14 protein-coding genes are annotated in these 12,909 nt (G+C 42.0%); 3 read left to right on the plus strand and 11 right to left on the minus strand.

What is annotated here, in order from left to right; genetic code table 11:
* Nucleotide 1 precedes the first annotated feature (1 nt).
* The 5 genes from IT970_RS00415 to IT970_RS00435 all read right to left on the minus strand — a co-directional run bounded on the left by IT970_RS00415 (nucleotide 2) and on the right by IT970_RS00435 (nucleotide 4,265).
* A complete protein-coding gene (locus IT970_RS00415) occupies nucleotides 2–1,462 on the minus strand; it encodes a sensor histidine kinase (RefSeq protein WP_180311278.1) in 1,461 nt (486 codons plus the stop codon).
* Entirely contained in the window at nucleotides 1,462–2,190 is a 729-nt protein-coding gene (locus IT970_RS00420; protein ID WP_074989615.1) for a response regulator transcription factor, read from the minus strand. Before IT970_RS00420 ends, IT970_RS00415 begins: the two co-directional genes overlap by 1 nt.
* A gap of 59 nt (nucleotides 2,191–2,249) precedes the next feature.
* Nucleotides 2,250–2,957 (minus strand): spondin domain-containing protein, encoded by a 708-nt coding sequence (locus tag IT970_RS00425; RefSeq protein WP_075594396.1) that lies wholly within the window; start codon nucleotides 2,955–2,957, stop codon nucleotides 2,250–2,252.
* 9 nt (nucleotides 2,958–2,966) lie between these two features.
* Complete coding sequence (locus tag IT970_RS00430; RefSeq protein WP_075594395.1) at nucleotides 2,967–3,668, minus strand: spondin domain-containing protein; 702 nt, start codon at nucleotides 3,666–3,668, stop codon at nucleotides 2,967–2,969.
* An 81-nt stretch (nucleotides 3,669–3,749) separates the two neighbouring features.
* Nucleotides 3,750–4,265: a TlpA family protein disulfide reductase gene (locus IT970_RS00435; protein WP_075594415.1), complete on the minus strand. Its 516-nt coding sequence runs from the start codon at nucleotides 4,263–4,265 to the stop codon at nucleotides 3,750–3,752.
* An 82-nt stretch (nucleotides 4,266–4,347) separates the two neighbouring features.
* Here IT970_RS00435 and IT970_RS00440 point away from each other — a divergent pair, with 82 nt between their 5' ends.
* Together IT970_RS00440 and IT970_RS00445 are read left to right on the plus strand one after the other, a co-directional pair.
* Nucleotides 4,348–4,719 carry a DUF4870 domain-containing protein gene (locus tag IT970_RS00440; RefSeq protein ID WP_036974384.1) on the plus strand — a complete coding sequence of 124 codons (372 nt, stop codon included), beginning with the start codon at nucleotides 4,348–4,350 and terminating at the stop codon, nucleotides 4,717–4,719.
* 62 nt (nucleotides 4,720–4,781) lie between these two features.
* Nucleotides 4,782–5,216 carry a YqaA family protein gene (locus IT970_RS00445; protein ID WP_036974386.1) on the plus strand — a complete coding sequence of 145 codons (435 nt, stop codon included), beginning with the start codon at nucleotides 4,782–4,784 and terminating at the stop codon, nucleotides 5,214–5,216.
* Here IT970_RS00445 and folX read toward each other — a convergent pair.
* Genes folX through folM form a run of 3 tightly spaced genes read right to left on the minus strand, consistent with a single transcriptional unit; the run spans nucleotide 5,213 to nucleotide 6,867 of the window.
* Entirely contained in the window at nucleotides 5,213–5,572 is a 360-nt protein-coding gene (gene folX / locus IT970_RS00450; protein ID WP_036974387.1) for a dihydroneopterin triphosphate 2'-epimerase, read from the minus strand. The genes IT970_RS00445 and folX overlap by 4 nt on opposite strands.
* Nucleotides 5,573–5,574: 2 nt before the next feature.
* The gene (gene folE, locus IT970_RS00455) at nucleotides 5,575–6,129 is read right to left on the minus strand and encodes a GTP cyclohydrolase I FolE (protein ID WP_036974389.1); all 555 of its coding nucleotides are present in this window, start codon (nucleotides 6,127–6,129) and stop codon (nucleotides 5,575–5,577) included.
* Nucleotides 6,130–6,147: 18 nt separating this feature from the next.
* Nucleotides 6,148–6,867, minus strand: coding sequence for a dihydromonapterin reductase (gene folM / locus IT970_RS00460; RefSeq protein ID WP_036974391.1), 720 nt, complete (start codon nucleotides 6,865–6,867; stop codon nucleotides 6,148–6,150).
* A 315-nt stretch (nucleotides 6,868–7,182) separates the two neighbouring features.
* On the opposite strand from folM, the gene IT970_RS00465 reads away from it, so the two are divergent.
* Nucleotides 7,183–7,977 carry a sulfite exporter TauE/SafE family protein gene (locus tag IT970_RS00465; protein WP_230237323.1) on the plus strand — a complete coding sequence of 265 codons (795 nt, stop codon included), beginning with the start codon at nucleotides 7,183–7,185 and terminating at the stop codon, nucleotides 7,975–7,977.
* On the opposite strand, the gene nadE is transcribed toward IT970_RS00465, so the two are convergent.
* The 3 genes from nadE to IT970_RS00480 form a co-directional block, all read right to left on the minus strand.
* Nucleotides 7,974–8,810, minus strand: coding sequence for an ammonia-dependent NAD(+) synthetase (gene nadE / locus IT970_RS00470; protein WP_180311279.1), 837 nt, complete (start codon nucleotides 8,808–8,810; stop codon nucleotides 7,974–7,976). The genes IT970_RS00465 and nadE overlap by 4 nt on opposite strands.
* A 68-nt stretch (nucleotides 8,811–8,878) precedes the next feature.
* On the minus strand, nucleotides 8,879–9,505 hold the full coding sequence (locus tag IT970_RS00475) for a YceH family protein (protein WP_180311280.1): 627 nt from the start codon (nucleotides 9,503–9,505) through the stop codon (nucleotides 8,879–8,881).
* A 4-nt stretch (nucleotides 9,506–9,509) separates the two neighbouring features.
* Nucleotides 9,510–12,884 carry a response regulator gene (locus tag IT970_RS00480; protein ID WP_196857502.1) on the minus strand — a complete coding sequence of 1,125 codons (3,375 nt, stop codon included), beginning with the start codon at nucleotides 12,882–12,884 and terminating at the stop codon, nucleotides 9,510–9,512.
* Nucleotides 12,885–12,909: the final 25 nt, after the last annotated feature.

A 12,909-nucleotide genomic window follows, 5' to 3' on the forward strand; every position in this document is an offset into this window, starting at 1 on the left:
CCTATTTTGATAAGTTAAAGCGAAACTGGCTGCCTTTCCCTAAGGTACTCTTCACTTCGATATTACTGTCCATTAGGGTTAGTAAGTGCTTGCATATTGCTAACCCTAGCCCTGATGTTCCTCGTTTTATACTGTTTCGTGCTTGATAATGTGGCTCAAAGATCGCGTGTAACTCGTCTTCGTGTATGCCGATACCCGTGTCTGATACTGTGACGTAAAGTTGCTCACTTTGCTGTGACACGCTAATTGAGACAGTGCCCTTTTCCGGAGTATGGCGAATAGCATTTTCGATCAGGTTGGTTAATATACGTTCTAGTTTGGCAATATCCGTGGTCACGGTGAAATCGCAGATTTCAGGGATAACCTGGAGAGTTATGCCGGCTTTTTGTGCAGTTAATGCTAGCTTGGCCAGGCAATCATAAATAAGCTCTCCTAGATTAAAGGTTTCTGTGTTTATTTTTACTTGGCCACTTTCTAAGTGCGCTAGTTCGAAAATTTGTTCTATTAACAGTTTTAACTGCTGGCAGTTATCCATAGCAAGGCTTAAGTAGTGCTGTTTTTCGTGTTCATTCAAATGACTTTTGGGTTTTTTTATTACTTCAATAAATCCGTGCAATGAAGCAAGCGGTGTTCTTAAATCATGCGAAAGGTGAGTGAGTAACTCGCGGCGCTGTTTATCTGCCTGTTGTAACGATTTTAATTGATCATCAATGCGAGACAACATGCCATGAACTCCTTTGCTTAAGTTACCTATTTCATTGTTACCCGAATAGCGTGGGCTTTGTGTCATTTTTGTTAAGCTGTAATTTGCCGCTCTAATTTGGCAAATCTCGTTATTTAGCTGCGTGAGGGGTAAGGTAAAAAATCGAAAGAGAATAAGCATGATAATAAGTAACGTAATGACTGCAACTACAAACCCTATTGCACCAATCTTAAGAATGTCATTACTTTTAATATTATTAAGTAAAGTATCAAAGGTTTGACCACCAATAATCACGTACAAATAACCTTGCAATTGTTGTTGGTTATAAACCGGCGCGGCAGAGAATATTTTTTGGGTATTACTGCGAGGATCATCACCGTAAATCGGTGTTGTACTCGTTTTATTAATTAGTTCTTTGATAGGGACGAGATTTATTTTTTGTTTAATTACTTGCCCAGGTTTAGCCGAATAGGTCAGTAACTTACCGGTTGAATCAACAAAGTAGAATTCAAAAGCCGGGCCGAGGATCATCAAGGTATGAAATAAGTTCTCCAAAGCTTTATAGTCATAGACACCTTGTTTAATTAATGGATTGTCATTCACTAGGTGCTCAGCTAACTGTAAATGCAGGTTTTGTTGTGCATGATCTTGGGCGCTTTGCTCCAGCTGTTTACTCCAGTTGAATACCAGTGTACACAACAGGCTAAAAATAAATATGAACGACCATGCGAGCTTTTGATATAAGGTCATCGAGTGCATTAATTGGCACTCAACTGACGAGGGTTTAGTTTATAGCCAACACCCCAGACGGTTTCTATAAATGGTGTTTGATGGTATTGCTCAAATTTACTCCGCAGACGGTTGATATGTGAATTCACTGTATGCTCATAACCACTGTGTTGATAACCCCACACTTGGTCGAGTAATTGTTGTCGGCTAAATACGTGGTTCGGGTGCTTGGCAAAATACACCAGTAAATCAAACTCGGTGGCGGTTAAGTTAATTGCTTGGTTAGCTAAAAATGCTTGGTGGCTGGCAAATTCTATGTGCAGTTTGCCTAGTTGTATTATGGGTTGTTTCTCAGTTTGCTCGTTACTTGATTGTGCCATAAGAAGCTGTGCGCGATGGCGTAGTTGGGTTTTTATACGTGCCTGTAACTCTCTGGCGAAAAAAGGTTTGCAAATATAATCATCTGCTCCCATTTCTAACCCTATAACTCTATCCATATCGCTGCTAAGAGCGGTTAGTAAAATGACTGCGATAGTTGGGTAATGTTCCTTAACTTTTCGACATAAACTTAATCCATCCATCTGCGGCAAGTTTATATCTAGTAATACAAGCCCATAGTGATTGCTAGCAAGCTTTTTAATCGCTGATTCAGCACTGCATGCTTCATCAATGTGTAGGTTTAAGCTTTGTAACTGGGTGGCGATCAAGTGTCGTATAGTTCGGTCATCTTCAACAATTAATACTTTTTCTGTGCGCATAGTCATATCCAAATCGCTAAGGCACCTCCCTATGCCCTCAGCGTAAGTGGGTGCTATTATTATTGCGTCCGCGTTATGATTATCTGAGCAACAGGGTTATCAAATTTATGTTGGTTCGTTAGCACTGAACTTCGTAAACCATCATCTTGGCTAACAACACCAGGGTGCATTGCTACACTGTTGATATCATCTCGGCTTTCGTTAAAACCTTCTCCTGAGTCAGCAGGACCTGGGATCGTACCATGTGCTTCTGAGTTGGTCTCTGTACCAGCATCATAAGCATGACTATGGCGAGAAAGTGATTCATTAACAGCTAACGAAGACACGTCTATAGCATTAAGACCGGTAAAAGCGTCATTTGTATTCACCAACATTGTCGCTAAGCTAATCTTTAATGATTCAAGCTGCTCCGTGGTGAGTGTAAGAGTAAGTTGCTCTCCCGGAGGTAGTGGGCTTTCAGCACTCTGAGCGTGTGTTGCAAAATCAACGGTTAATAGTTGGCTGTTATCACCGCCCTCGGCCATTCTTTCTAATGCCTCTGAAGCAGAGTTTCCTATTTGCCATAGCATACCCTCTGTGTGAGCGATAAGGGCAACAGGAGAAAAAGGTTGTGCGGCGGTTAAATTGGTTATTGTCACAGTAAATTCGTAGCTTGTCGGAGTGACAACCACGGGAGGTTTTACTTCCACATCATTGTTATCTGAATCACTGCATGCTGCGAGGCTTACACCCAGCGCGAGTATAATTAAGCTTTTTGAAAAGCGCATAACGGCCTCCTACTTCACGGTTACAGTTAACATCGCAACAGGGTTAAGCCATCTGTGTACTGTATTATTAAGATCACTGATACCCGCTTCGAGGTCGTCATCACCTAAGTTACCTGGATGAATGTGTACCATGGTATTGTTTTCGTTACTTGTTACACCACTTGCTCCACTACCAGCATTCCCACCAGGTGCCGCAGGAATACCTAAAACACCTAACGCACCCGCACCCTCAACAACACGTTCATCATTGGCTTCTGTACCCGCATCATAAGCATTTAAATACACGGTGTAAGTTCCTGCTTGCGATGGAATCATCCAGCTATCTAAGCCGACAAAACCATCATTGGTGGGGAGTAACATTGCAGTTAGCGATAAATAATTGTTGCCATCGCTGGTGGTTAATGTGGCCATAGTGGAACTGGTAGGCGCTAATAAGCCTTCTGCAGGATTCGCAACCATGTCACTACTTGCAGCAGTCGCTTCATTAATTAAAGGCTCTAAATTTCCGCCTTCAGCCATTGTTTGTAATGCCGTTGAGGCAGGCATTGCTACGTTAAATAACTTATGTTCACTGTTGTGGGCTGCAATGAGCACTGGGGTAAAATGTAACCCTTGGGTGAGGTTGGTCAGTTTAATGTCCAGTTCAGCCGCTTGGCCTAAAAAACTAGTCAAAGCGCTGGCTGCTAACATTGATAAAGGTAAAGCTTTCATTGTTCTTTCCTGTTTTTGATGATTTAAAAACAGTATCAAAGCGCAATATCAAGAAAGCCTCACGAAGTTATCACTTTTTTATCACAGCAAATTAAGTAGCCGTTCAAGGGCGTATACATCTTCGCCATTTTCTTCTTGAATCAGTCGGTTATCTTCATCGAGTAGCAATAGGCGAGGAATCCCTTTGTTTGCATAGGCATTATAAATTGTGCGATTTTCATCACTGATAAGCGGATAGTTAAGATGGTAGTCACGTTTAAACTGTGCCAACGACGTGGAATTTTCTTCACGGCCAATCGCAATAATTTGCAGTTCAGAATTATTGACCCATGGACTTGCTTGTAATTGCTCAATAGTACGCTGAGAATCAGCGCACCAGGTGGCAAATAAAATAATTAGTTTTTTCTTATTCTTAAGTTGTACGATATAGTTTTCAATATCAGTAAATTGGCTATGTTTAAATGATCCGCCTGGTTTAATAAACGTGACGTAATCGTTTTGAGGTAACGCTGGGGTCGTAGCTTGCTTTGCTCCGTTTGAAGAACAAGCGGTTGCTAGAAAACTACAGAGTATCAGTGTTATGCGTGTTTTTTTCATTTGCATCGTGAGCGTTTAATTTTTAATCTGCCCTCATAATATAGGCAAATGAAAAACGAAAACAATACAACAAGGAGATAAAATGGAAGATAATCAAAAAGTTGAATTAGTGGAATGTAATAAAGAGCAACGCACTTGGGCGATGTTATGCCACTTAAGCTCGTTTGCAGGGCTGTTGATCCCCTTTGGTTCCGTGATTGGTCCGCTTATAGTGTGGCTTGCTAAAAAGGATGAAATGCCATTAGTCGCCGAGCATGGCCGTAAATCACTTAATTTTCAATTAACCATGATGATCGCCTACATCGTGAGTTTTTTACTTATCTTTGTAGTGATTGGCGTGATTTTACTGCCTGTGATTGCGGTGTTTGCTTTTATCATGGTGGTGGTCAGTGCAATTAAGGCCAATGATGGTAAAGACGTTAACTACCCGTTGAGTATTGAATTTATAAAATAATGGGATTGCAATATACTGTTAAAGCTCAGTAACCGTGCTGAGCTTGTCTTTTTTGGTGTGTAATGGCCTATTTATCACTTTTTTTTACTGCTTTTATTTCAGCCACCTTATTACCGAGTTCCTCAGAATTAGTCATGACAGCGATGGTAGCCAAAGGCAACTACGTTTTATGGTTACTGTGGCTTAGTGCCACCTTAGGCAATGTGTTAGGGAGCTGTGTAAACTATTGGTTAGGAACACAAGTTTTACGTTTTAAAAACCGTAAATGGTTTCCGGTGTCAGAAAAATCAATTAAAAAAGCAGAAACGCAATTTAACAAGTACGGCATATACAGTTTGTTGTTTGCATGGCTGCCTGTTGTGGGCGACCCTCTGACAGTGGTTGGGGGAATATTTAGAGTTAAATTTTCTGTGTTTTTGATATTAGTTGCCCTTGGCAAAGGCGCACGTTATTTAGCCGTGCTTGCCTTTGCGGTTGGGCTAGAAGGGTTGCTTTAGTCTTTTTGCCAGTCAAGTGTGAGTGACACAGAGTCAGCAAAGCGAAGAGCATGAGGTTTATCAACGCGCACTTTAGCGTAATGAACGCTCTGGTGCTCATGGCAAATTGCCAGTATCTCTGCAACGAGTTTTTCTAAGAGTAAAAAATGCCCTTGCTCCACAAGACTGATCACCTCTTTAGTGATGGTTTTATAGTTGAGCGCTTTATCAACGGCATCTGTTTCACATGCTTGGTCAGCCGGGTAGTGAATTTCTAAGTTGATCACCACATCCTGCTTTTTTTCCCGCTCGTCTGGGTTAAAACCAATAAAGGTTCTCAGTCTTAAATTCGTTACATTAATAATTGCATTGGCCATAATTACCCTCTAACTAGTTGTAAAAACTCGTTACGGGTTTTTGGATCAGCCCTAAAGTTGCCAAGCATCACTGAGGTGCGCATGCTTGAGTTTTGTTTTTCAACGCCACGCATCATCATGCACATGTGTTTCGCTTCAACAATCACCCCCACGCCTTTTGCTCCAGTGACTTCTTCAACTGCTTTCGCTATTTGATGAGTAAGTTGCTCTTGGATTTGAAAGCGACGTGCAAACATATCAACAATACGTGCAAACTTTGATAAACCAAGTACTTTACCATTTGGAATATAAGCAATGTGGCAACGACCAACAAAGGGTAGCAAGTGATGCTCACACATTGAGTAAAGTTCAATATCTTGAATTAATACCATGTCATCAGCATCTGAGGTAAACACCGCGTTGTTGGTAATTTCATCTAACGTTTGACGATAGCCTTTTGTTAAATATTCCATCGCCTTTGCGGCACGCTTAGGTGTATCTAGTAAGCCTTCGCGTTGAGGGTCTTCGCCTACAGCGCTAATAATGCCTTGGTAACTCTTTTTTAAATCATCGTGCATAGGTTTCTCAATAATTCGTTATTTTAAATGTCTGCCACCATCAACGGGCATCGAACGGCCTGTGATGTAATGACTGTTAAGTAGTAGCTCTACACTGTTAATAATTTCGGCGCAGCCGGGCTCAATACCCATCAACGATTTTTTCAATGTTTTGGCTTTGTATTCGTCGCTATCGTGTTCATTAAAAATGATGAGTGAAGGGGCGATAGCATTGACCTTGATTGCTGGGGCAAATTTTGCAGCAAATGATTTTGTTAAGTTATCAAGCGCGGCTTTACTCGCAGAATAAGCAAGGTGTTTAGGGCTGCCTTTTTCAACTACGTAATCAGTAAGATGAATAATATCGGCAGGGTGTCCTGTGTTTTTTTGATAATTAAGTAATAAGTCTGCCGAAGCGAGATTTATTAAATAGGGGGCTTTCGCGTGAATGCGCATCATGTTGTCGAACAGGGCAGCATAATCGTGATTATTTGCTTCGCAGTCCCAGCTTGAAGCGTTGTGAATAATTGCTTTAAGCTGGTTTGTGTGACTTTTTAATTGTTCAATAAAGTGCGCAATTGCTTCGTCGTTATTAAAATCTGCATGAATGCAGGTTGCCCCTTTTCCAGCAAGTGTATCAATCGCTTCATGACGTGTGCGATAAGTGACAATGATTGCTTGCCCTTGTGCTAAAAAGTGCTCTGCTAAAGCAAGTCCTATACGTTGACCTGCACCAGTAATTAAAATGGGCGATGACATAAATTAATATAAATCCTTAGACTTTTTAATGCGATAAGGTATGCATTAAGAGTACGTTACTGTAACAACTATAAACCAAATTACAGAACTATTTCATCTTTACTGCAATCATGTAAGCAAAACTTTTACGTATCTAATCTCTATATAGATCATTTGCTGAAATTCAAGAGTCAGGCATAATAATCGCACTCGAGATTCTTCTAGCTGCTTATGTTTGCTTTTTTAAGGTCATGGCATTGGTTACGGTTTATGCCATGGCTGTTCATTATCAGTGTGTACTGTTCCTTATTATTTTCTCAAGGAGCCACCGGGCTAATGGGTCACTTTATGGCGCAATTGAGTATTGCCGCCACGATGGCTCTCGGATCCTTTGTTGCCGGAGGTACGGCATTAGGGGGCGGGGCGGTGGCGTTTCCTGTGATGACCAAAGTATTAGCAATAGAGCCTGCAACAGCTAAAGTTTTCTCTCTAGCGATTCAAAGTTTTGGTATGACAGCCGCGGCTTTAACAATTATTTTTGGTCGTATTGCCTATTACAAGCACGTGGTGTTGATTGCTGCGCCTTTGGCAATTGTGGGCGCTATTTTTAGCTTACTGTTTATTGCAGATTACGTGCCTCGCTTAGTCGTGAAAGGGGTATTTAGTTCACTACTGTTGTGTTTTGCGCTCACATTAGCGTGGCGTATTTACCGACGAGCCCAGCATATTTGCAGTCAAACTGATATTACCGTGAATAAAGCGCGAGTGGCGCTGGTGGCTGTTATTGGTGGCATTGCATCGGGGTTAGTTGGTTCAGGGGCTGATATTGCCATATTTGCACTGCTCGTCATTGCATACAATGCGAATATTCAACGTGCGACAGCAACCACGGTGATTATAATGGCGTTGACTTCGGTGGTGGCCAGTTGTGTAAACTATTTCTTTCTTAACGTAGTTACTGCGCAGGTTGAAGCGTATTTATTAGCCGCGATCCCTGTGGTTGTGCTTGGTGCGCCATTGGGGGCGTATGTGTGTGCGCGGGTCAAAAGCGGGCAATTAATAGGCTTTTTATTGCTGTTAATTGCCCTTGAAGTGTCATTTACGGTTTATGAGCTGTTAAATGCAGTTTAAAGCGCGTCGTAAACAGTGGGGATAGCTTGGCGTTTGTGCTGTGTACGCAGGTAAATCGCCGTTAGTTTTTGCTCTACTTCACTGCTCACATCTTTCCCTTCTAAAAAGTCATCAATTTGCTCATACGTTAAGCCGAGCGCCTCTTCGTCGGTTAAACCTGGGCGGTCACATTCTAGGTCGGCTGTTGGTACTTTGTGTACGAGCAGTGCTGGGGCACCTAAGTGCTCGGCAAGCGCTCTAACTTGACGTTTCGACAGACCAAACAATGGCGCAAGGTCGCATGCACCATCACCAAATTTAGTGTAAAACCCTGTGATATTTTCAGCACTGTGATCTGTGCCTACAACGAGGCCTTGGCAAAAACCAGCAATTTCGTATTGCGCGACCATACGTTGGCGAGCTTTAACGTTACCTTTAATGAAATCGATTTTTGCTTGTTCAGGCAATTCACCCCCAGCGCCGATGACAGCCGCCATAGCTTGCTCATGCATGCCATCCACAGCGGCTTTAATATTAACGGTCATGCGCTTGCTGGGTTGAATAAAGTCAACGGCCATTTGCGCTTCGTCTTCATCGGCTTGAATACCGTACGGTAAGCGCACAGCAATAAATTGATACTCGTTGGTGTTATGCTCTTGGTTCAATTCATTCACGGCTAATTGACATAAACGGCCACAGGTTGAAGAGTCCACACCGCCACTAATACCTAATACTAGCGAGCGCGAGTGCGCAGCAAGCAGTCGGCTTTTAAGAAAGTTGACGCGTCGAGTGATCTCCGCTTTTACGTCAATCGTGGGTTGGACTTTCATTTCTGCCAGAATATCGGCACGCATGGTAGAGCTCCTATTTTATGTTATTTTTGGCGTTGAATCTAGGGGTATTATGTTACGGGTGCTTTTTATTAAAGCCCTAAATGTGCTTTTATAGTGTCTATATGTCGCTTAAGTTCGTCGATCTCAGCCCGTAATTGCTCAACTTCATCGACACGATCGTGTTCAGGCTCTGCTGAATGCGTTATTTCATGTACACTTTGTGGATCAACAAATAGATGTTGATAACGGCTTTCGCGTTTACCGGGCTCACGCGCTAAGCGAGTAACATACTCTTGCTCAATTAGATAGTTTAAAGCGCTTTCGACCTCATTGACGCTTGCAAACTCAGCAAGGCGATTACTGCGCGTTCTTAATTCGCCCGGCGTCTGTGCGCCGCGTAGTAATAACAAGCAAATAATGGCGCGTTGCTGCTCGGTAAATTGCAAGCTGCCGAATTCAGTATTACAAAAACGGTGCGCGTACTTATTCACGCGACCCGACAGCCCCTCATCAACAGTGACAAGGCGTAATGCAATTAACTCATCAAGCGTGTCTTGCACATCGGCTTCAGTAAGAGAGAGCACAGGTTCCCGATTTGATTTTTGATTACAGGCATTGGTTAATGAATTTAAAGACAGTGGATAATGTTCGGGTGTTGTACTTTGTTTTTCGAGTAAACAGCCAATAACGCGTTGTTGATTAGGAGATAATTGCATTGTTTTACTCTCTTTCTTGGTGGGTGTCTAACCACACGGATAGTTTTTTATTAAGTGAATCAAAGTTTAGCGGCTTGGTTAAATAATCATTCATACCGGCGTTTAAACAGCGCTCTTTATCGCCTTGCATCGCATTAGCTGTAAGCGCAACAATACTAACTTCGCGATGTGCTGTGCCTGCATCGCCGTTACGAATTGCCCGTGTCGCTTGGTAACCGTCCATTTCAGGCATTTGACAATCCATTAAAATTAATTCGTAGGGCATATGTTCTCGGTTTGCTATTTTTGCAATTGCCTCAAGGCCATTTTCGGCAATGTCAAAGCTAATACCGGCTTGTTTTAGCAGCGCGCCTGCAACCATCTGATTTACTTTATTATCTTCAACTAACAATATTTGCGATGCCGAATTTACAGTGTACGTTGCTACTTTTTTTACTAAGGTTTCTTTATTGATTTGTTGCTGCTCGATATATTTATCGTTAGCAAGAGAGTTAAACAAATCAGAGGGCGTTAATGGCTTAAAGATAATACTCTCAACTTTCAGTGTTTGTCTTGTTTGTTTTTCTGTCAGACTCATCGGGGCCATTAAAATGCGTTTACAGCGGGTTGCATTAAAATGTGTTTTAAAGGCCTGTTTTTCGGCTGCACTTGCTTGCATATACAGTTGATAATCAACAAAAATGGCGTCGCAACGTTGACCATTTTGTTGTTTGGCGCGATTTAATAAACTGGCCATGTCGTTTATTTCTTCGACTTCTGCGCCCCATAATTGCAGCTGCTTTTTGGCAATATTACTGCTTAGAGTACAGCTGTCGGCAATTAATATCTGTTTTTTATCAATGATATGGCTAGGCTCGAGGGACTGTTTTTTATAATCTAATTTTACCTTAATGGAAAAGTTAAAGGTGCTGCCTTCGCCATAAGAACTAACCACATTGACATCACCCTGCATCAACTTACACAGCTGCTTTACAATAGCAAGACCCAAGCCCGTGCCACCGTATCGGCGCGTGGTTGAAGCATCGGCTTGGGTAAATGAATCAAATAATGTGGCTTGTTTTTCAGGTTTAATACCAACCCCAGAATCAACGACAGAGCAATCTAAATACATCGCATCGTCAATCTGTTTGACCGTCGCAATGACGATTATTTCGCCATCTTTTGTAAATTTAATCGCATTTCCGAGTAGGTTATTAATAATTTGTCGAATACGATTAGGATCGCTAACAATAAATTCATGGGTAATTTGGGTGGCATCAAGCACAAGCTTGGTGTTATTTTGCTCTGCTTTAATCGCAAATGACTCAACGGTGTCACCCAGTAGTTTTGATACATTAAAGCTAATATTTTCAATATCTAATTTGCCTGCTTCAATTTTCGAGAAATCTAAAATATCGTTGATAATATGCAATAACGACTCAGCAGATGATTGTGCTAATTGAATATGATGATTTTGTTGGCTATCTAACTTGGTTTGCTTGATGATATTAAGCATCCCAATTACGCCATTCATGGGCGTGCGTATCTCATGACTCATACTGGCTAAAAACTCACTTTTAGCTTTAACAGCCTGCTCTGCGGCTTCTTTCGCTTGCACCAGTTGTTGCTCGGTTTCTATACGACGTTGGCTGGCATGTAGGCTACCAATCAGAGCAGCCACGGCAATTAAAAAGCTTTCTTCGTTTTTACTCCATTGCTGGCGACTATGGCACTTTTCAGCACATACCACCCCCATAGTTTTACTGCCTGTAGGAATAATCACCGTAAGCAGAGAGCGAATATCAAACTTATCAAGGTAATCCGTGTATAAGTCTTTAGTAAAGGGATGTTGTTGAGCATCGCTGGCGTTAATAACGGCATTATTGTTAATGGCATCAAAATAGTTTTGCACCTCAATCTGCTGCAAACAGATGGGGTCACTAAATTGTGGGTTGCTCTGATCATGAATAGCAAAAGTGTTGAGTGACTGCCTATCGTCGCTAAACAACCAAATGCTTGCACGGTCGACATTGAGCGCATGGCAAATTGCTTGCACAATTACATGCTTAGACAGGTTTAAGTTGCCAGTCAGGACTGCATCATTCACGGTTAAAGATGCTAAAATTTCGTTGTGTAGTGCTATTTTCTGGTTTTCAAGTTCAATTAGTTTGCGCGCATCTATATCTTGAATTGAGCCAAATAGCTTGATGCATCGACCATTCTTATGCTCAGCCTCACAGTGGACTAAAACCCAAACCGCATCACCTTTTGCATTAATAATTTGAATTTGTGTTTCAAAACTCTTGCCATGTTTAAGCGCCTGCTCGTAAAGGTGGCGAATTTTGTCGCGGCTAAAGCCCGCTTTAAAGCCGTTAAAATTGGTAGGCCATTCAGGTTGTTTATTTATCGGATAGTTAAATATTTGCTTGGTCATATCTGACCAATACATGCTTTTGGTTTCAAGATTAAAAGACCACGCGCCGATTTTGGCAAGACTGCTCATGGTTTCAAGCATTCGTTCGCTTTTGTATTGTCGTTCTAGCATTTTTAAGAAAAATAGCGATGCGCTAGCAAATAACGCACAAACCAAAATTATGGCTATCCTAAGTGGCCATATTGTTGAACTAGGAGGGCTCCAACCTGCTTTTGGCGCCGCATACATGCGCCATTCACCACCCGGAAATGTAATACTGAAACTGAGTGGCGTGTTTTCTAAAATATGCTTTTGACCATAAAAGAATTCACCGTGTTGGCCTTTGCCGTTTCGCCCTTGTAGTGCTATGTCGTAATGATTACCTAATGAGACCAAGCCAGAGTTGGTATAGATCTTATTAATATCAAGCACCACCGAGAGTAAGCCCCAAAATTTATGGTCAGGTGGCATAAAAACAGGCATTCGGGCGACTAATGCGTGGCCACCTTGCACCAATTCTAATGGGCCCGCCATGACAATGGTATTCTCGTCACGTGCTTTAATGGCATCATCGCGCTGTGCTGCATTCTCTAAAAAGTTAAGGCCAATCGACTTTTCGTTACCTTCTAGCGGGTAGCCCATACGAATAACCATATCGGGCGCGCCACCAATATTTCTAAGCTCTGAAGAGGTCTCAAATAGAGGGGCTGCAATTTGTGCAAAGCGTGTTTGATCAAGGTTGGGCTCGGCAGCAACCGCGACAGCAAGGCCACGAACAAGCTGGATATTTGAAATGAGGATTGATTCAAGTTCAGCACGGTAGGCGCTTAATTTCGCCAGTTCTTGAGAGCGAAAGGCGTCTTTTCCGCGGTTGTAATTTATGTGATCTAATACAAAACCAATCAATACAATTAGCGCGAGCGAAAACCAGAAAGCGAGCCTGAGTTTTCTTAGCTTTTTATTGTCGTTTTCAGTCGCTAGCGGCATAAGTCTTATTGCGTATTATACTATC

This window comes from Pseudoalteromonas sp. A41-2, from assembly GCF_015767615.1.
GTDB classification, from domain to species: Bacteria; Pseudomonadota; Gammaproteobacteria; order Enterobacterales; family Alteromonadaceae; genus Pseudoalteromonas; species Pseudoalteromonas lipolytica.

What these genes read in the sequence shown, in the direction of transcription:
- IT970_RS00415 (WP_180311278.1), bottom strand. Translation starts at nt 1,462, where the DNA reads ATGCACTCGATGACCTTATATCAAAAGCTCGCATGGTCGTTCATATTT.
- IT970_RS00420 (WP_074989615.1), bottom strand. Translation starts at nt 2,190, where the DNA reads ATGCGCACAGAAAAAGTATTAATTGTTGAAGATGACCGAACTATACGA.
- IT970_RS00425 (WP_075594396.1), bottom strand. Translation starts at nt 2,957, where the DNA reads ATGCGCTTTTCAAAAAGCTTAATTATACTCGCGCTGGGTGTAAGCCTC.
- IT970_RS00430 (WP_075594395.1), bottom strand. Translation starts at nt 3,668, where the DNA reads ATGAAAGCTTTACCTTTATCAATGTTAGCAGCCAGCGCTTTGACTAGT.
- IT970_RS00435 (WP_075594415.1), bottom strand. Translation starts at nt 4,265, where the DNA reads ATGAAAAAAACACGCATAACACTGATACTCTGTAGTTTTCTAGCAACC.
- IT970_RS00440 (WP_036974384.1), top strand. Translation starts at nt 4,348, where the DNA reads ATGGAAGATAATCAAAAAGTTGAATTAGTGGAATGTAATAAAGAGCAA.
- IT970_RS00445 (WP_036974386.1), top strand. Translation starts at nt 4,782, where the DNA reads ATGGCCTATTTATCACTTTTTTTTACTGCTTTTATTTCAGCCACCTTA.
- folX (WP_036974387.1), bottom strand. Translation starts at nt 5,572, where the DNA reads ATGGCCAATGCAATTATTAATGTAACGAATTTAAGACTGAGAACCTTT.
- folE (WP_036974389.1), bottom strand. Translation starts at nt 6,129, where the DNA reads ATGCACGATGATTTAAAAAAGAGTTACCAAGGCATTATTAGCGCTGTA.
- folM (WP_036974391.1), bottom strand. Translation starts at nt 6,867, where the DNA reads ATGTCATCGCCCATTTTAATTACTGGTGCAGGTCAACGTATAGGACTT.
- IT970_RS00465 (WP_230237323.1), top strand. Translation starts at nt 7,183, where the DNA reads ATGGGTCACTTTATGGCGCAATTGAGTATTGCCGCCACGATGGCTCTC.
- nadE (WP_180311279.1), bottom strand. Translation starts at nt 8,810, where the DNA reads ATGCGTGCCGATATTCTGGCAGAAATGAAAGTCCAACCCACGATTGAC.
- IT970_RS00475 (WP_180311280.1), bottom strand. Translation starts at nt 9,505, where the DNA reads ATGCAATTATCTCCTAATCAACAACGCGTTATTGGCTGTTTACTCGAA.
- IT970_RS00480 (WP_196857502.1), bottom strand. Translation starts at nt 12,884, where the DNA reads ATGCCGCTAGCGACTGAAAACGACAATAAAAAGCTAAGAAAACTCAGG.